Source organism: Hydrogenophaga taeniospiralis CCUG 15921 (assembly GCF_001592305.1).
GTDB classification, from domain to species: Bacteria; Pseudomonadota; Gammaproteobacteria; order Burkholderiales; family Burkholderiaceae_C; genus Hydrogenophaga; species Hydrogenophaga taeniospiralis.
Genome location: NZ_BCWR01000012.1, coordinates 32,791 through 48,721, shown reverse-complemented (window position 1 = coordinate 48,721; position 15,931 = coordinate 32,791). Strand labels below are relative to the sequence as shown.

Here is a 15,931-nt window from a genome sequence, read left to right as displayed (position 1 = left end):
GCGCTCAGGAGCCCGTGGCCACCGGGCGTGCCGCAGATGCCGGCCAACCGTCGACTTCGCGGTGCCGCACCTGGGTGGCCCAGTCGGTGGCGAAGGTCTGCGCCAGCTGTTCGGCCAGGTACACCGAGCGGTGCTGGCCCCCGGTGCAGCCGATGGCCACGGTCACGTAGCTGCGGTGGTCGCGCAGCATCTGCGGCAGCCAGTGCCGCAGGAAGTCGCCGATCTGCTGCCGCATCTGGTCCACCTCGGGCTGGGCGGCGAGGTAGGCCGCCACCGGCGCATCGCGTCCGGTCAGGGGCTTGAGTTCGGGTTCGTAGTGCGGGTTGGGCAACATGCGCACGTCGAACACGAAATCCGCGTCCATCGGAATGCCTCGCTTGAAGGCAAACGATTCGAACACCAGCGTCAGGGGCGCCTGGACCGCCCCCAGCAAATCCTTGATGTGGCTGCGCAATTGCGCCGGCCGGATCAGGCTGGTGTCGAGCACCAGCGCCTGCTCTCGCAGTTCGGCCAGCAACTCGCGTTCGTGTTCGATGGCGTCGGTCAGTGCCCGGTGCTGATCGTTGGCCTGCTTGAGCGAGAGCGGGTGCAGCCGGCGCGTTTCGGAAAAACGGCGCACCAGGGTGTCGGTGGTGGCGTCCAGGAACACGGTGGTGAGGTGCACCGGCCGGTCGGCCTGGGCCTGCAGCCGCTCCAGCCGGCGGGGCAGACCCGGTAGCGAAGCGGCGCTGCGCACATCCATGGCGATGGCGACCCGGTGGGCCTGGTGGCTTTGTTCAAGCGCGATGAAGGATTCCAGCAGCTCGGGCGGCAGGTTGTCCACGCAGTAGAAGCCGAGGTCTTCCAGCGCGGTCAGGGCCACCGACTTGCCCGAGCCGGACATGCCGGTGATCAGGACCAGTTCGATGGGGCTTGGCAGGGTGTCTGACATGGGTGTTGCAGGGTCAGGCGGCAAGCAACTCGCGGGCGTGGGCCAGCGACACCTCGGACTGTTCGTTGCCGCCCAGCATGCGGGCAAGCTCGCGGATGCGCTGTTCGTGCGCGATCGCCTCGACCGTGCTCACGGTCTGTTGGCCGGATTGCTGTTTGCTCACCAGCAGGTGGTGGTCGGCGCAGGCGGCCACCTGCGCCAGGTGGGTCACCGACAGCACCTGCCGGTCCTGGCCCAGCTGGCGCAGCAGGCGGCCCACGGTGTGGGCCACGGCGCCGCCGATGCCCGAATCCACCTCGTCAAAAATCAGTGTGGGTGCCTGACCGAGCCGGCTGGTGACGACCGAAATCGCCAGCGCGATGCGGGAGAGCTCACCGCCGGAGGCGACTTTGCCGACCGGGCGCGGCGTGACGCCCGCATGACCAGCCACCAGGAACTCCACCTGTTCCCTGCCATGGGCCTGGGGTTCTTCGAGGCGCTGCAGTGCCACCTCGAATCGGCCCCCCTGCAGTCCCAGCGTCTGCATGGTTTCGGTGACCGCCTGGGACAGTCGGGGGGCGGCCTGCTGGCGTTTTTTTGTCAGGGCCTGCAAAGCACTGTCAAAGGTCTTCCAGGCCTGGCGTTCGGCTTGTTGCAGGGCGGCCAGATCCAGCGCCTGGTCCACCTGGGCCAGTTCGGCCTTCCACTGCGCGTGCAGTTCGGCCAATTCTTCGGGTGGGCGGCGGTAGCGGCGTGCCAGCGACAGCCACAGCGAAAGCCGCTGGTCCAGCGCCTCCAGGCGGGACGGGTCCTGTTCGGCGTGGCGGGTGTACTGGTGCAGGCTGTGCACGCTGTCCTGCACCTGGGCCAGCGCCGCTTCCAGCGCTTCCACGGGGCCGGCAAAGTCGGGCTCGATGTGGGCTTGGGCCTGCAGGGCCGCCAGCGCGCGGTGGATCAGGTCGCCCGCGCTCGGTTCGGTGGCGTCCAGCGCCGCCACGGCGGCCTGGGCCGCGTCCTGCAGCGCCTGGGCGTTGGCCAGACGGCCATGCTGACCGTTGAGTTCGTCCCACTCGCCGGCTTGCGGCGCGAGCTTGTCCAGCTCGCCGATCTGCCAGGCCAGCCGTTCGCTTTCCTGTTGCAGGCTGTTCTGGCGCTCGGTTGCGCTCTCCAGCGCCTTGCGGCACTGGCGCCACTGCGCCCAGCCCTGTGCCGCGGCGGAGGTGTCGATGCCGGCATAGCCGTCGAGCAGGGCACGCACGGCGTCGGCGCGGGTGAGGCTTTGCCAGGCGTGTTGGCCGTGAATGTCCACCAGCTCGCTGGCCAGTACCTTGAGCTGGGCCACGGTGGCCGCGCTGCCGTTGATCCAGGCACGGCTGCGGCCTTCGGTGTCGACCGTGCGGCGCAGCAGCAGGCTGTCCTCCAGCGGGAAACCCTGCTCCTCCAGCCAGGTGGCCAAGCCGGGCGGGGCATCGAACTCGGCGGCGATTTCGCAGCGCGACGCACCCTCGCGCACCACGCCGCTGTCGGCGCGTGCGCCCAGGGCGAGTTGCAGCGCGTCGATCAGGATGGACTTGCCGGCGCCGGTTTCACCGGTGAGCACGCAAAAGCCCTGGTCCAGTTCCAGGTCCAGTGACTGCACGATGACGAAGTCGCGCAAAACAATGCGTCGGAGGCTCATGAACGTGGGGTGAGGTGGAACGTGTGAAGGGCAGACCGGTCGTATTTTGACCGGGATTTCAACCGCCCTCGTTCCAGTGCAGCTTTTTGCGCAAGGTGTCGAAATAGCTCCAGCCCACCGGGTGCAACAGGCGCAGCGTGTGCTCGGAGCGCCTCACCACGATGCGGTCACCATGCAGCAGGCTGGTGAGGGATTGCATGTCGAAGTTGGCGCTGGCGTCGCGCCCCGAGACGATCTCCACCGCGATCTCGCAGTGCGCGGGCAATACGATGGGGCGGTTGGACAGGGTGTGGGGTGCGATCGGCACCATCACCCAGCCACCAATGGCCGGGTGCAGCAGCGGGCCGCCGGCCGAGAGCGAATACGCGGTGGAGCCGGTGGACGAAGCGATGATCAGGCCGTCGGCGCGCTGGTTGGCCACGAAATGGCCGTCCACCTCCACGCGCAGCTCGATCATGCTGGCCACGCCGCCGCGGTTGACCACCACATCGTTGAGCGCGGTGGCTTCGAACACGCACCGGCCATCGCGCCACACACTGGCGGCCATGAGCGCGCGTGGGTCTTCCTCGAACTCGCCGTACAGCATGGGCCGCAACTTTTCGCGGTAGCTGTCGAAGGGAATGTCGGTGATGAAGCCCAGCCGGCCCTGGTTGATGCCGGCCAGTGGCACGCCGTAGCGGGCGAGCTGGCGGCCGATGCCCAGCATGGTGCCGTCACCCCCCACCACCAGCGCCAGGTCGCAGGCACTGCCCATGGCGGGCACGTCCAGCGCGGGGTATTGCAGCAGGCCGGTGTTGAGCGCGGTGTCCTGCTCCAGCGACACCTCGCAGCCCACGTCGTGCAGGAAATGGGCCACTTCCTCCACCGCATCGCGCGAGCCCGGCGCCTGGTATTTGCCGATGATGGCGACGTGCGCGAAGCGCAGTGGCTGGCCCTTTTTTCGGGCTATCGGCAAGGGTTCAGAAGGCAGGCTCATGCGCAAATTACAACATAGCCCGCACCACCCGCCCGACACGGAAAACCCTTGTCGCCCGCGGGCTCCCGTGGGGCGCATACCTCCGTAAAATGAAACCATGTTGGATGACCGCGCCAAGTTGCTGCTCAAGGCCCTCGTCGAGCGATATATCGCCGACGGGCAGCCCGTGGGCTCGCGCACGCTGGCCAAGGCCGCCGGTCTGGACCTCTCGCCCGCGACCATCCGCAATGTGATGAGCGATCTTGAAGAGCTGGGTCTGATCGCGAGCCCCCACACCTCGGCCGGACGGATTCCCACCGCGCGTGGCTACCGCCTGTTTGTCGACACCATGCTCACCGTGCGGCGCGACGGGTTGCAGGGCGTGGGCGAGATGGGCGCACCGGGCATCGAGGCGGGCCAGCCCCAGCGCGTCATCAGCCATGCCGCGCAAATGCTCTCCAGCCTGTCGCACTTCGTGGGCGTGGTGATGGCGCCGCGCCGTGCTTCGGTGTTTCGCCACATTGAATTCCTCAGCCTGTCCGAGCGACGGGTGCTGGTGATCCTGGTGTCACCCGATGGCGATGTGCAGAACCGCATCATCCACACCCAGGTGCATTTCACCCAGTCGCAGTTGCTGGAGGCGGCCAATTTCCTCAACGCCCACTACTCGGGCCTGACCATGGAAGAGGTGCGCTCGCGCCTGAAGACCGAGGTCGACGTGTTGCGCGGCGAGATCGCGACCCTGATGAAGGCCGCGGTGGAGATCGGCGCCGACGACAACGCGGGGCAGGAGGAGGTGGTGGTCTCTGGCGAGCGCAACCTGCTCTCGGTCAGCGAGTTTTCCAGCGACATGGGCAACCTGCGTCGCCTGTTCGATCTGTTCGAGCAGAAGACACAACTGATTCGTCTGCTCGACGTGTCGGCCCAGGCCGATGGCGTGCGCATCTACATCGGCGGCGAAAGCCAGGTGGTGCCTTTCGAAGACCTGTCGGTTGTGACGGCCCCGTACGAAGTCGACGGGCAGGTGGTGGGCACGCTGGGCGTCATCGGGCCCCAGCGCATGTCCTACGAACGCATGATCCAGATCGTGGACGTCACGGCCAAGCTGGTGAGCAACGCGCTGAGCCACAGCAAATAGCCGGCTTCGGCTGGCGCGCGTTGGCGCCTCTACAATCCACCCCTTCGCGGGCCGTTAGCTCAGTTGGTTAGAGCAGAGGACTCATAATCCTTTGGTCGTTGGTTCAAGTCCAACACGGCCTACCAAAAAAGTCGTGCTACAATGCGTGGCTTACGCGGCTGTAGCTCAGCTGGATAGAGTACTTGGCTACGAACCAAGGGGTCGTGGGTTCGATTCCTGCCAGCCGCACCAAAATGAAAGCCTGCAGCCAAAAGCTGCAGGCTTTTTCATTTCTGCTGTACACCGTACCCATGAGCAAGGCCTTCACCCGCGAGTCCGATCAGGACGAAGACGACGAACTGCCCGTCGCCGCGCCCGTGCCCAGCGGCAAAAACTACATCACGCGCGCCGGCTACGACCGCCTGCGCGCCGAGCTGTTCACGTTGATGGACGAGGAGCGTCCGAAGATGGTGGAAATCGTTCACTGGGCGGCCAGCAACGGCGACCGCTCGGAGAACGGGGACTATCTGTACGGCAAAAAGCGGTTGCGCGAGATCGACCGCCGCATCCGTTTCCTGACCCAGCGGCTGGAGATCGCCGAGGTGGTGGACGCATCGATGCACCACGGTGGCGACCAGGTGTTTTTCGGCGCCACCGTGACCTACTCGGACGAGTCGGGGCTGGAAACGACGGTGACCATCCTGGGTGTGGACGAGGCCGACAGTGCCCAGGGGCAGATCAGCTGGGTGTCACCCGTGGCGCGTGCGCTGCTCAAGGCCCGCGTGGGCGAGGTGGTGCGGCTGGTGGTGCCCGGTGGGGTGCAGGAACTGGAGATCGTGTCGGTGGCGTATCCGGCACCCGCGGCGAAGACCTGATCAGGGCTTGAAGCGCTGGGCCTTGATGACCGAGGTCGTGCGCTTGAGGCTGCGCAACACGTCCGCCAGGTGCTGGCGGTCGCGCACCGAAACCGAGAAGCGGATGTCGGTGGCCGTCTGAGCCGGTTCGTCGCCCATGTCCACATGGGTGATGTCGGCCTCCGCCGAGGCGATGGCCGACGCCACGCGGGCCAGCACCCCCTTGCCATTGGCCACCGTGACCACCACGGTGGTGTCGAACGGGCGCACGGGCTCGTCGGCCCACTCCACTTGCAGAAAGCGCTCGCTGTCGCGCAGCAACAGGCGTTTGCCCGTGGGGCAGTCTTCGGCGTGCACCACCAGACCCTCCCCGCGCCCCAGATAACCCACGATGCGGTCGCCAGGGATCGGCTGGCAGCACGGGGCGTACTGCACCGACAGGCCCTCGCTGCCGTCCAGACTGACCACGCCCTGCGACACCGACTCGTCCTGGCCACTGGCGTAGCGTTCGGTGCTGATGAGCAGCGCGTCGGGTTTGAGGCCGGTCTCCGACAGCAGCACGGCGAGCTTCTTGCCCACCATGCTGGCGATGCGTTTGCCCATCCCGATGTCGGTCATCAGTTCGTGGCGAGATTTGTTGCCGCTGAAGCGCAGCAGCTTTTCCCAGGTGCTCTTGTAGTCGCCTTCCTCGTCCGGCAGGGTGGCGATGCCCTCGGAGCGCAGGGCCTGGGTGAGCATGCGCTCGCCCAGCTCGTTGGCTTTTTCCTGCGCCAGGGTCTTGAGGTGATGGCGGATCTTGGAGCGGGCACGCCCGGTCTTCACGAAGGACAGCCAGGCCGGATTGGGTTCGGCGGCGTCGCCGGTGACGATTTCAACCACGTCTCCATTGGCCAGCTCGGTGCGCAGCGGTCTTTGCTCGCCATTGATCCTGGCGGCCACCGCCCGGTTGCCCACGCCGCTGTGGATGGCGTAGGCGAAATCCATCACGGTGGCGCCGCGTGGCAGCGCGAGGATCTTGCTCTTGGGCGTGAACACATAGACCGCGTCGGGGAACAGGTCGATCTTGACGTGGTCCCAGAACTCGCCCGCGTCATGGGTTTCCTGCTGAATGTCCAGCAGGGACTGCAGCCACTGTGTGCCCAGGCGTTGCGAGGTGTCGCTGCCCGGTTCGCTGGCCTTGTAGAGCCAGTGCGCGGCCACGCCCGACTCGGCCACCACGTCCATGGCGTGGGTGCGCAGCTGGAATTCGATGTTGGTGCCAAACGGGCCGATCAGGGTGGTGTGCAGCGACTGGTAGCCGTTGACCTTGGGGATGGCCACATAGTCACGGAATTTGCCCGGCACCGGCTTGTAGAGCTGGTGCAGGATGCCCATGCCGGTGTAGCAGTCGGTCAGCTCGGGGACGATGATGCGAAAGCCATAGATGTCGGTCACCTGCGAAAACGACAGGTGTTTGCTGTCCATCTTTCGGTAGACCGAATTCAGCGTCTTTTCACGGCCCAGGATGCGCACCCCCATGCCCTGGCGCGCGAAGGCGGTCTCCACCTCCCGCTGGACCCGGGCAATGAGGTCGTGGCGCCGGGTGCGCGACTTGTTCAGGGCCTTGGACAGCACCTCATAGCGCCAGGGGTGGAGAAAGCGGAAGGCCAGGTCCTGCAATTCGCGGTAGGTGAAATTCAGCCCCAGGCGGTGCGCGATGGGGGCGTAGATCTCCAGGGTTTCGCTGCTGATGCGCTGCCACTTGCTGCGCGGCATGTCGCCCATGGTGCGCATGTTGTGGGTGCGGTCGGCCAGCTTGATCAGGATGACCCGCACATCCTTGGCCATGGCCAGCAGCATCTTGCGGAACGACTCGGCCTGGTTCTGTTCCCGGGTGTCGAACTCCAGCCGTTCCAGCTTGGTGAGCCCGTCCACGAGGTCGGCCACCGGCGCACCAAAGCGCTGGACCAGCTCTTCCTTGGTGACGCCGCAGTCTTCAATGGCGTCGTGCATGAGCGCCGCCATCAGGGCCTGGGCATCGAGTTTCCATTCGGCACATTGGGCCGCCACCGCGATGGGGTGGGTGATGTAGGGGTCGCCGTTCTTGCGCAACTGACCCAGGTGGGCCTCGTCGGCAAAGCGGTAGGCCTGGCGCACGCTTTCGATCTCGGCCGGGCTCAGATAGTCCAGCTTGCCCACCAGTGCCGCGAAGCTGGCCGCGGCGGCACTCGCCGCCGGGTGCGCCTGGGCAGCGGAGGATCTCGTATTGCCGGTTTCAGCCACGGTGGTCATCCCCGTACTTTAGCCTGAGACGGGTGGGCCTGCAGGGGCGGCCCCTGGCGGCGCGGCGCGCAGCGCCTATGTGTTGGCACCGCGCCAGCCGGTTCAGCGCGAGGGTGGCACCAGAATCGTCGGCTTGGCCTCGGGCAGCAGGTCGGGGTAGTCGCGGCTGTAGTGCAGGCCCCGGCTCTCATGCCGCATCATGGCCGACATCACGATCAGGTCGGCCACCTGCACCAGGTTGCGCAGCTCCAGCAGGTCGCGGGTGACATGGAACTGCGAATAGAACTCCTGGATTTCGCGCTGCAGCAGGGTGATGCGGTGGGCGGCGCGCTCCAGGCGCTTGTTGGTGCGCACGATGCCCACGTAGTCCCACATGAAGCGGCGCAGCTCGTCCCAGTTGTGCGAGATCACCACCTGTTCGTCCGCATCGGTCACGCGGCTGTCGTCCCACAGCGGGATCTCCGGGTGCGGGGTCAGCGCGGCGGTGCCGATGGCCTTCACCGCGGCTTGCGCGAACACCATGCATTCGACCAGCGAGTTGCTGGCCAGGCGGTTGGCGCCGTGCAGGCCGGTGCAGGTGGTTTCGCCCACGGCGTACAGGCCGTCGATGTCGGTGTGGCCTTCCAGGTCAGTCACCAGGCCCCCGCAGGTGTAGTGCGCGGCCGGCACCACAGGGATCGGCTCTTTGGTGATGTCGATGCCCAGTTCGGCGCAGCGCGCGAGGATGTTGGGGAAATGCTCGTTCAGGAACTCGGGGCTCTGGTGCGAGATGTCCAGGTGCACGCAGTCCAGGCCGTGGCGCTTCATTTCGTAGTCGATGGCGCGGGCCACGATGTCGCGAGGCGCGAGTTCGGCACGCGGATCGTGGTCGGGCATGAACCGGTGGCTGCCCAGGTGTGGTGGCAGCTTCAATTGCCCGCCTTCGCCCCGCACGGCCTCGGTGATGAGGAAGTTCTTGACGTTGGGGTGGTACAGGCAGGTCGGATGGAACTGGATGAATTCCATGTTGCCGACGCGGCACCCCGCGCGCCAGCCGGCGGCAATGCCGTCGCCGGTGGCGGTGTCCGGGTTGGTGGTGTAGAGGTAGACCTTGCCCGCGCCGCCGGTGGCCAGGATGGTGTGCTGTGCGCTGAAGGTCTCGACCTCGTCGCGGTCCACATCGAGCACATAGGCGCCGTAGCAGCGGGTGGACCCCACGCCGGCCTTGTGGTCGGGCAACTGGCGGTCCGTGACCAGGTCGACCAGCATGTGGTTCTCGAAGAAGGTGATGCCGGGCGTGGCCCGGGCCAGCTGGCTCAGAGTTGCCTGCACGGCCGCGCCGGTGGCGTCGGTGGCGTGCACGATGCGCCGGTGGGAGTGGCCGCCTTCGCGCGTGAGGTGCAGTTCACCGTTTTCGGTGGAGAAGGGCACACCCAGCTCCTGCAACCAGGCAATGGCCGCCGGCGCGTTCTCCACCGTGAACCGCGTGGCCTCCAGGTCGCACAGGCCGGCGCCGGCGACCAGCGTGTCGTCCACATGCGAGGCGTAGCTGTCGCCCTCGGCCAGCACGGCGGCGATGCCGCCCTGGGCCCAGTTGCTGGAGCCGTCGGAGATGCCGCGTTTGGTCACCACGGCCACACGGTGGGTGGGCGCGAGCTTCAACGCGGCCGTGAGGCCGGCCAGGCCGCTGCCGATGATGAGGACGTCAAAGGAATGGTGGGCGCTCATGGCTCTCTGGTGTGAAGGGGTGTGGTGCTGGGCGCGCCCGGATGGCGGGGCGCGGTGTCCAGTTCAGGTCAGTTGGGAGAGTAGGCCAGCCGCACGTAGATGGGGGCAAAGGCCTCGGCCTGCGTGAGCTCGATCAGCGTTTCCTTGGCCAGCTCCAGCATGGCGATGAAGGTCACCACCAGCACCTGCGAACCCCGGGTGGGGTCGAACAGATCGCCGAATTCCACGAAGCGCTGGCCTTGCAGCTTGCGCAGCACGATGCTCATGTGTTCGCGCACCGAGAGTTCCTCGCGGCTGATCTTGTGGTGCTGGACCAGCTTGGCGCGCTTGAGGATGTCGCGCCAGGCGCTCTGCAGGTCGAGCACATGCACGTCGGGGAAGCGCGGCACCAGGGCTTGCTCCACATAGACCTGCGCGCGCAGGAAGTCGCGGCCGTACTGCGGCATCTCGGCCAGACGCTGCCCGGCCAGCTTCATCTGTTCGTATTCGAGCAGACGGCGCACCAGCTCGGCGCGCGGGTCTTCGGCTTCTTCGCCTTCGGCCACCTTCTTGGGCGGCAGCAGCATGCGCGACTTGATCTCGATCAACATCGCCGCCATCAGCAGGTATTCGGCCGCGAGTTCCAGGTTGCTGGCGCGGATCTCGTCCACGTAGCTCAGGTACTGGCGCGTCACCGCCGCCATCGGGATGTCGAGGATGTTGAAGTTCTGCTTGCGGATCAGGTAGAGCAGCAGGTCCAGCGGCCCTTCAAAGGCCTCCAGGAAGATCTGCAGCGCATCGGGCGGGATGTACAGGTCCCGCGGCATGGTGAACAGCGGCTCGCCATACAGCCGCGCCAGCGCGACATGGTCGACCACGGTGGGCAGCACATCGTCCAGCCCCTGCGGGGCCTCGTCGAGAGCCGGCGAATCGTGGCTCATGGCATGCGCCTGGACGGGGGGGGCCGGAATCAGTGTTGATCGGCCTTGGTCTGGTACACGTACGGCTGCTGGGGCACGGTGGTCGCTTCGGCCTTGGCCTGGAAATCGCGGTCGATCTGCTTGTCCCACAGCAGGGCGCGTCCCTGGCGTTGTTCCTGCTCCAGCGTGGGCTTGTCGGCCTTGAGCTTGTCGATGAACTGCGTCGCGTCAGACGTGTAGTGCGGGCGGGCGAAGAAAGACATGGTCGGTGGCGCGGGCGGCGCTGGATGGGGAAAACGCCGATTTTACCGGTCGGACCCACCGACCCGATCCGGGGCTGCGTGGCGGCACCGGTCTGTGTCCTTTCGGCATCAGGCCGAGGCCCGTGAGCGGCTTGCCGACTGGAGTCGGTCCGCTTCGGGCGTACCATTTGGGCGTCCGCAACACGCGCGAAAGGTCCATGAACAGCTTTTCTCAACCTGCCTCGTGGCTCCATCTGGACTGGGTTCTGGTGGTCGTCGTGGCGTGGTTGCTGGTCGGCGTTGCAGGCGTTGCGGCGCTGCGCCGGTTTCGGTTCGTGGCCGTGGTGCTGTTCCCCGTGGGCGCCCTTTTTTCGGTGGTCCTGATGGCGGTGGGCATCGGTGCCGCTTTCGCCACGCCGGAGGTGGCGGTGCTGCCGCTGGGCCTGCCTCAGCTGCCATTTCATTTGCGGCTCGACAGCCTGTCCGCTTTCTTCCTGATCCTGATCGGCGGCGTTTCGGCCGGCGTGTCCACGTTTGCGGCAGGCTACTTCCGGCGTGGCGAAGGCACGCCTCCGGGGCTCATCTGTCTCGAATACCACGTCTTTCTGGCCAGCATCGCCATGCTGGTGATGGCCGACGATGCCTATGTGTTCATGGTGATGTGGGAGACCATGGCGTTCTCGTCGTTCTTTCTCGTGCTGGCCAACCACCGCATGCCGGAGATTCGACAGGCCGCTTACCTCTACGTGCTGGTGGCGCACATCGGCGCGCTGGGCATCCTGCTGTGTTTCGGGGTGCTGCAGGCCGGCACCGGGGACTACACCTTTGCCAACATGCGCGCCCAGCAGCTGTCGCCGTTCTGGGGGTCGGCCGCCTTCGTGCTGGCGCTGTTCGGATTCGGCGCGAAGGCCGGCGTGCTTCCCTTGCACGCCTGGCTGCCCGAGGCACACCCCGCCGCCCCGTCCCCGTTTTCAGCGCTGATGAGCGGGGTGATGCTGAAGATCGCGCTGTACGGCATCCTGCGGGTGTCCTTCGATCTGCTCCAGACCCGCATCTGGTGGTGGGGCGTCCTGCTGATGGCCGTGGGTCTGGCCAGTGCGCTCTTCGGGGTGGTGTTTTCCACCGTGCAGGTGGAGATGAAGCGCTTGCTGGCCTATTCGTCGATCGAGAACATCGGGCTGATCTGCACGGGTTTTGGCTTGTCGCTGCTGTTCTCCGCCTACGGCATGCAGGCCTTGTCGGCCCTGGCCCTGACGGCGGCGATGTACCACATGATCGGTCACGCGTTTTTCAAGAGCCTGCTGTTCTGCAGCACCGGCGCGGTGATGCACGCCACCGGCGAACGCAGCCTGGGCAAGCTCGGCGGCCTGATGCGCACCATGCCCTGGGTGGCCTGGCCCACGCTGGTCGGGGTGCTGGCCTGTGCCGGTCTGCCGCCCTTCGGGGGTTTCGTGGCCGAGTGGCTGTTGCTTCAGAGCTTTTTGTTCACCACGGGGCTGCCCAGTCCGTCGCTCGACATGCTGCTGCCGGTCATGGCGGCGCTGGTCGCGCTGATCGCCGCCCTCTCGGCGTACACCATGGTCAAGTACTTCGGCGTGGTGTTTCTGGGCCAGCCGCGCGAGGAAAAGCTGAAAGACGCCCACGATGCCGGGCCCTGGGAGCGCGGAGGCATGCTCTGGCTGGTGGGCGGTTGCGTGGTGTTGGGGCTGTTGCCGAACCAGGTGATTGCGCTGATCAGCCCGGTCACCCAGCGGCTGGTGCAGGCGGGGATGTCCCAGAACGCTGCGGCCAGCGGCTGGCTGCTGGTTCCGGTGGGCGTGGAGCGGGCCAGCTATGCCCCCGTGATCTTCCTGCTGGGCGTGCTGGTCAGCATGGGCCTGGCGTTCGTGATGGTGCGCAAGCTCTACCATGGCCGCCTGCGCCGGGTGCCGCCGTGGGACTGCGGCCACCCGTGGCAGACCGCCCGCATGCAGGACACGGCCGAAGGCTTCGGGCAACCCATCCGCCAGATCTTCGAGCCCATCTTCCGCATGCAGCGGCAACTGCCCACGGCGTTTGACGAGCGGCCCACCTACGCGGTCACGGTCGAAGATCCGCTGTGGCACTGGCTGTACCTGCCGGTGGCGCGACTGGTCGACAAAGTGTCCAAGCTTGTCGGGCTGCTCCAGCAGGGCCGGATTGCGGTGTACCTGATGTACAGCTTCGCGACGCTGATCGTGTTGCTGCTGCTGGTGAAGCGATGAGTGCCCTGGGCGTTTTTTCACAACTGCTGGCGCTGGTGACGGCCTTGCTGCTGGCGCCCCTGCTCACGGGCTGGGTCAATCAGTGGCGCCATTGGTTGCAGAACAAATCGGCGCCGGGTTTGCTGCAGCCGTACCGCATGTTGCACAAGCTGTTTCACAAAGAGTCCGTCATGGCCGAGCATGCCTCGCCGCTGTACCGGATCGCGCCCTACGTGGTGTTCGGCTGCATGCTGCTGGCCAGCGCCATCATTCCCACCTTGTCCACGGACCTGCCACTCTCGCCCGCGGCCGATGCGATAGCGCTGGTGGGGCTGTTCGCCCTGGCCCGCGTGTTCATTTCGCTGGCGGCGATGGACGTGGGCACGGCCTTCGGCTCGCTCGGTGCCCGACGGGAAATGCTGGTGGGCTTTCTGGCCGAGCCCGCCTTGCTGATGGTGCTGTTCTGCGCCTCGATGATCTCCGGCTCAACCTCGCTGACCACCATGGTGGAGACGCTGGCCCACCGCGAACTGACGATCTACCCCAGTCTGCTGCTCGCGGGCGTGGCCTTCACCATGGTGTCGCTGGCGGAAAACGCGCGCGTGCCAGTGGACAACCCCGACACCCACCTGGAACTCACCATGATCCACGAGGCCCTGGTGCTCGAATATTCCGCCCGCCACCTCGCACTGATGGAGTGGGCCGCCAGCCTGAAGTTGTTTGCCTACTCCTGTGCCGGCCTGGCGCTGTTTTTCCCCTGGGGCGTGGCGCAGGCCCATGCCCCCATGGCCTTGCTGCTGGCCCTGCCCATGCTGGTGTTCAAGCTGGCGGTGGGCGGCATTGCGCTGGCGATGATCGAGACGGCCAGCGCCAAGATGCGGATCTTCCGGGTGCCGGAGTTCCTGGGCACCGCTTTTTTGCTCGCGGTGATCGGCCTGTTGGTGAACGTGCTGCTGGGGGTGGGATGATCCAATACGCGCCGCAACTGATCAATCTGTTCGCCACCCTGATCCTGCTGCTCTCCTTCGCCATGATCTCCCAGCGGCGCGTTGTGTCGCTGGTGCATCTGTTCATGATCCAGGGCGCCGCGCTGGTGGCGGCGTCGTTCCTGCTGGGCTATGTCACCCGGCAACCGGACCTGTACGTGTCTGGCGCGATCACCTTCGTGCTGAAGGTGCTGTTCATTCCCTGGATGCTGCACCGGCTGATCCGGCGCCTCAATGTGCGCTGGGACGTGGAGACGCTGCTGAACATCCCGACGACCATGCTCGTGGGCATCGCGCTGGTGATCTTCTCCTTCAGCCTGGCCCTGCCGATGTCGCGCCTGTCGGACTCCATCGCGAGCGATGCGCTGGGCATCGCGCTGGCCTGTGTGCTGCTGTCGTTCATGATGATGATCATCCGCTCCAAGGCCATTCCCCAGGTGATCGGATTCCTGTCGATGGAGAACGGGCTGATCTTCGCGGCCACCACCGTGACCAACGGCATGCCCATGATCGTGGAGTTCGGCATCGCGCTGGACGTGCTGGTGGGGGTGTTGATCCTGGGCGTGTTCATGTTCCAGATCCGGGAAAAGTTCGACAGCCTGGACATCCACAACCTTGAGTCGCTCAAGGAAGACTGAGCCATGAGCGCGTTGTACTTCGTGTTGGGTTTGCCGCTGGCGGGGGGCCTGGCGCTGGCCTTCATCGGGCACTGGTCGCGCGCGCGCGATGTGAACGTGGTCTTCAGCCTGGGGACCTTTGTGGCGGCCTGTTTCCTGACGGCTCAGGTCATCAACGAGGGGCCGCAGTACGTCTGGGACAGGCAGTTCTTCATCGACCCGCTGAACGTTTTCCTGGTCACGCTCACGGCGTTCGTGGGGCTGACCACGGCCATCTTTTCCAGGCCCTACATGCGCATCGAGCAGGACCACGGCAAGATGACGCCGCGGCGCATGCAGCTCTACCACAGCATGTACCAGCTGTTCAGCTTCACCATGTTGCTGGGCTTCACCACCAACAACCTCGGGATCATCTGGGTGGCGATGGAAGCAGCCACGCTCACCACCGTGCTGCTGGTCAGCGTGTACCGCACCTCGGCCAGCCTGGAAGCTGCCTGGAAGTATTTCATTCTGTGCGGCGTGGGGATCGCGCAGGCCCTGTTCGGCACCATCCTGGTCTACATGGCGGCCGACAAGGCCATGGGGCTGGACCACGCATCGCTGCTGTGGAGCGACCTCAACGGCATCAAGGACCAGCTCGACCCGGCCATCATGACGCTGGCCTTCGTCTTCCTGCTGGTGGGGTACGGCACCAAGATCGGTCTGGTGCCGCTGCACAGCTGGCTACCCGATGCGCATGCCGAAGGCCCCACGCCGGTGTCCGCGGTGCTCTCGGGGCTGCTGCTCAACGTGGCGATGTACGCCGTGCTGCGCTTCAAGGTGCTGACCGACGGCGCGCTGGACAGCAACATGGCCGGGCAGCTCATGATGGGTTTTGGCCTGCTCTCGGTGGTGGTGGCCGCGTTCTTCCTGTCGCGTCAGAAAGACGTGAAACGCATGTTCTCGTACTCGTCCATCGAGCACATGGGCCTGATCACCTTCGCCTTCGGCATGGGCGGGCCGGTGGCCAACTTTGCCGGCCTGCTGCACATGACGGTGCACTCGCTGGTCAAGTCCGCCATCTTCTTCACCGTGGGCCACGCCACGCAGAAAGCGGGCACCCAGGTCATGAGCGAGATCCGTGGCCTCATCAAGGTCAACCCCACGGTGGGCTGGGGCCTGATCCTGGGTGTGATGGCGATTCTGGGCATGCCGCCCTTTGGCGTGTTCGCCAGCGAGTTCCTGATCCTGACCACGGCCATGCGCGACCAGCCGTGGGCCACGCCCTTCCTGTTCCTGGCGCTCGGGGTCGCGTTCGCTTCCATGCTGGTTCGCGTGCTGCCCATGGTGTTTGGCGACACCACGCTCAAGGCGCTGGCGCACCCGCCGGCCCTGATCCCCGTGTTTCTGCACCTGACGCTGGGCCTGGTGCTGGGCTTGTACATCCCGCCCTACCTGAACGCCTGGTACGTGCAGGCAGCGCGTTTGCTGGGAGGTTGAACC

Annotated in this window: 13 protein-coding genes and 2 tRNA genes; 8 read left to right on the top strand and 7 right to left on the bottom strand. The window is 66.0% G+C overall.

What is annotated here, in order from left to right; genetic code table 11:
• Window positions 1-4 precede the first annotated feature (4 nt).
• Genes rapZ through HTA01S_RS15765 form a run of 3 tightly spaced genes read right to left on the bottom strand, consistent with a single transcriptional unit; the run spans window position 5 to window position 3,564 of the window.
• Entirely contained in the window at window positions 5-931 is a 927-nt protein-coding gene (gene rapZ / locus HTA01S_RS15775) for an RNase adapter RapZ (protein ID WP_068173592.1), read from the bottom strand.
• 13 nt (window positions 932-944) lie between these two features.
• Entirely contained in the window at window positions 945-2,588 is a 1,644-nt protein-coding gene (gene recN, locus HTA01S_RS15770; protein WP_068173591.1) for a DNA repair protein RecN, read from the bottom strand.
• Window positions 2,589-2,646: 58 nt separating this feature from the next.
• On the bottom strand, window positions 2,647-3,564 hold the full coding sequence (locus HTA01S_RS15765) for an NAD kinase (protein ID WP_068173588.1): 918 nt from the start codon (window positions 3,562-3,564) through the stop codon (window positions 2,647-2,649).
• A gap of 97 nt (window positions 3,565-3,661) precedes the next feature.
• Here HTA01S_RS15765 and hrcA point away from each other — a divergent pair, with 97 nt between their 5' ends.
• The 4 genes from hrcA to greB all read left to right on the top strand — a co-directional run bounded on the left by hrcA (window position 3,662) and on the right by greB (window position 5,535).
• Window positions 3,662-4,681, top strand: a complete 1,020-nt coding sequence (gene hrcA / locus HTA01S_RS15760; protein ID WP_068173586.1) for a heat-inducible transcriptional repressor HrcA — start codon at window positions 3,662-3,664, stop codon at window positions 4,679-4,681.
• 48 nt (window positions 4,682-4,729) lie between these two features.
• Window positions 4,730-4,806: transfer RNA gene (locus HTA01S_RS15755), tRNA-Ile, on the top strand.
• Between the two features lie 29 nt (window positions 4,807-4,835).
• Window positions 4,836-4,912 (top strand) — tRNA-Arg (locus HTA01S_RS15750).
• 59 nt (window positions 4,913-4,971) lie between these two features.
• A complete protein-coding gene (gene greB, locus HTA01S_RS15745; RefSeq protein ID WP_068173797.1) occupies window positions 4,972-5,535 on the top strand; it encodes a transcription elongation factor GreB in 564 nt (187 codons plus the stop codon).
• Here greB and HTA01S_RS15740 read toward each other — a convergent pair whose 3' ends face one another.
• The 4 genes from HTA01S_RS15740 to HTA01S_RS15725 form a co-directional block, all read right to left on the bottom strand.
• Window positions 5,536-7,785 carry a RelA/SpoT family protein gene (locus tag HTA01S_RS15740; protein WP_068173584.1) on the bottom strand — a complete coding sequence of 750 codons (2,250 nt, stop codon included), beginning with the start codon at window positions 7,783-7,785 and terminating at the stop codon, window positions 5,536-5,538.
• Between the two features lie 93 nt (window positions 7,786-7,878).
• Complete coding sequence (gene nadB, locus HTA01S_RS15735; protein ID WP_068173582.1) at window positions 7,879-9,483, bottom strand: L-aspartate oxidase; 1,605 nt, start codon at window positions 9,481-9,483, stop codon at window positions 7,879-7,881.
• 68 nt (window positions 9,484-9,551) lie between these two features.
• The gene (locus HTA01S_RS15730; RefSeq protein WP_068173579.1) at window positions 9,552-10,403 is read right to left on the bottom strand and encodes a segregation and condensation protein A; all 852 of its coding nucleotides are present in this window, start codon (window positions 10,401-10,403) and stop codon (window positions 9,552-9,554) included.
• Window positions 10,404-10,432: 29 nt separating this feature from the next.
• Window positions 10,433-10,645 (bottom strand): DUF3460 family protein, encoded by a 213-nt coding sequence (locus HTA01S_RS15725; RefSeq protein WP_068173577.1) that lies wholly within the window; start codon window positions 10,643-10,645, stop codon window positions 10,433-10,435.
• 197 nt (window positions 10,646-10,842) lie between these two features.
• Here HTA01S_RS15725 and hyfB point away from each other — a divergent pair, with 197 nt between their 5' ends.
• From hyfB to HTA01S_RS15705, 4 genes are read left to right on the top strand one after another with little or no spacing between them, the layout of a single operon-like run.
• Entirely contained in the window at window positions 10,843-12,867 is a 2,025-nt protein-coding gene (gene hyfB, locus HTA01S_RS15720) for a hydrogenase 4 subunit B (protein WP_068173796.1), read from the top strand.
• Entirely contained in the window at window positions 12,864-13,814 is a 951-nt protein-coding gene (locus HTA01S_RS15715; protein ID WP_068173574.1) for a respiratory chain complex I subunit 1 family protein, read from the top strand. The genes hyfB and HTA01S_RS15715 overlap by 4 nt, the downstream gene beginning before the upstream one ends.
• Window positions 13,811-14,470 carry a formate hydrogenlyase gene (locus HTA01S_RS15710; protein ID WP_068173572.1) on the top strand — a complete coding sequence of 220 codons (660 nt, stop codon included), beginning with the start codon at window positions 13,811-13,813 and terminating at the stop codon, window positions 14,468-14,470. Before HTA01S_RS15715 ends, HTA01S_RS15710 begins: the two co-directional genes overlap by 4 nt.
• Window positions 14,471-14,473: 3 nt before the next feature.
• A complete protein-coding gene (locus HTA01S_RS15705; protein WP_068173570.1) occupies window positions 14,474-15,928 on the top strand; it encodes a hydrogenase 4 subunit F in 1,455 nt (484 codons plus the stop codon).
• Window positions 15,929-15,931: the final 3 nt, after the last annotated feature.

Excerpts from the sequence above, each read along its gene's own strand:
- HTA01S_RS15765 (WP_068173588.1), bottom strand. The coding sequence starts at position 3,564 with ATGAGCCTGCCTTCTGAACCCTTGCCGATAGCCCGAAAAAAGGGCCAG.
- nadB (WP_068173582.1), bottom strand. The coding sequence starts at position 9,483 with ATGAGCGCCCACCATTCCTTTGACGTCCTCATCATCGGCAGCGGCCTG.
- greB (WP_068173797.1), top strand. The coding sequence starts at position 4,972 with ATGAGCAAGGCCTTCACCCGCGAGTCCGATCAGGACGAAGACGACGAA.
- rapZ (WP_068173592.1), bottom strand. The coding sequence starts at position 931 with ATGTCAGACACCCTGCCAAGCCCCATCGAACTGGTCCTGATCACCGGC.
- HTA01S_RS15725 (WP_068173577.1), bottom strand. The coding sequence starts at position 10,645 with ATGTCTTTCTTCGCCCGCCCGCACTACACGTCTGACGCGACGCAGTTC.
- hrcA (WP_068173586.1), top strand. The coding sequence starts at position 3,662 with ATGTTGGATGACCGCGCCAAGTTGCTGCTCAAGGCCCTCGTCGAGCGA.
- HTA01S_RS15730 (WP_068173579.1), bottom strand. The coding sequence starts at position 10,403 with ATGAGCCACGATTCGCCGGCTCTCGACGAGGCCCCGCAGGGGCTGGAC.
- hyfB (WP_068173796.1), top strand. The coding sequence starts at position 10,843 with ATGAACAGCTTTTCTCAACCTGCCTCGTGGCTCCATCTGGACTGGGTT.
- HTA01S_RS15705 (WP_068173570.1), top strand. The coding sequence starts at position 14,474 with ATGAGCGCGTTGTACTTCGTGTTGGGTTTGCCGCTGGCGGGGGGCCTG.
- HTA01S_RS15740 (WP_068173584.1), bottom strand. The coding sequence starts at position 7,785 with ATGACCACCGTGGCTGAAACCGGCAATACGAGATCCTCCGCTGCCCAG.
- recN (WP_068173591.1), bottom strand. The coding sequence starts at position 2,588 with ATGAGCCTCCGACGCATTGTTTTGCGCGACTTCGTCATCGTGCAGTCA.
- HTA01S_RS15710 (WP_068173572.1), top strand. The coding sequence starts at position 13,811 with ATGATCCAATACGCGCCGCAACTGATCAATCTGTTCGCCACCCTGATC.
- HTA01S_RS15715 (WP_068173574.1), top strand. The coding sequence starts at position 12,864 with ATGAGTGCCCTGGGCGTTTTTTCACAACTGCTGGCGCTGGTGACGGCC.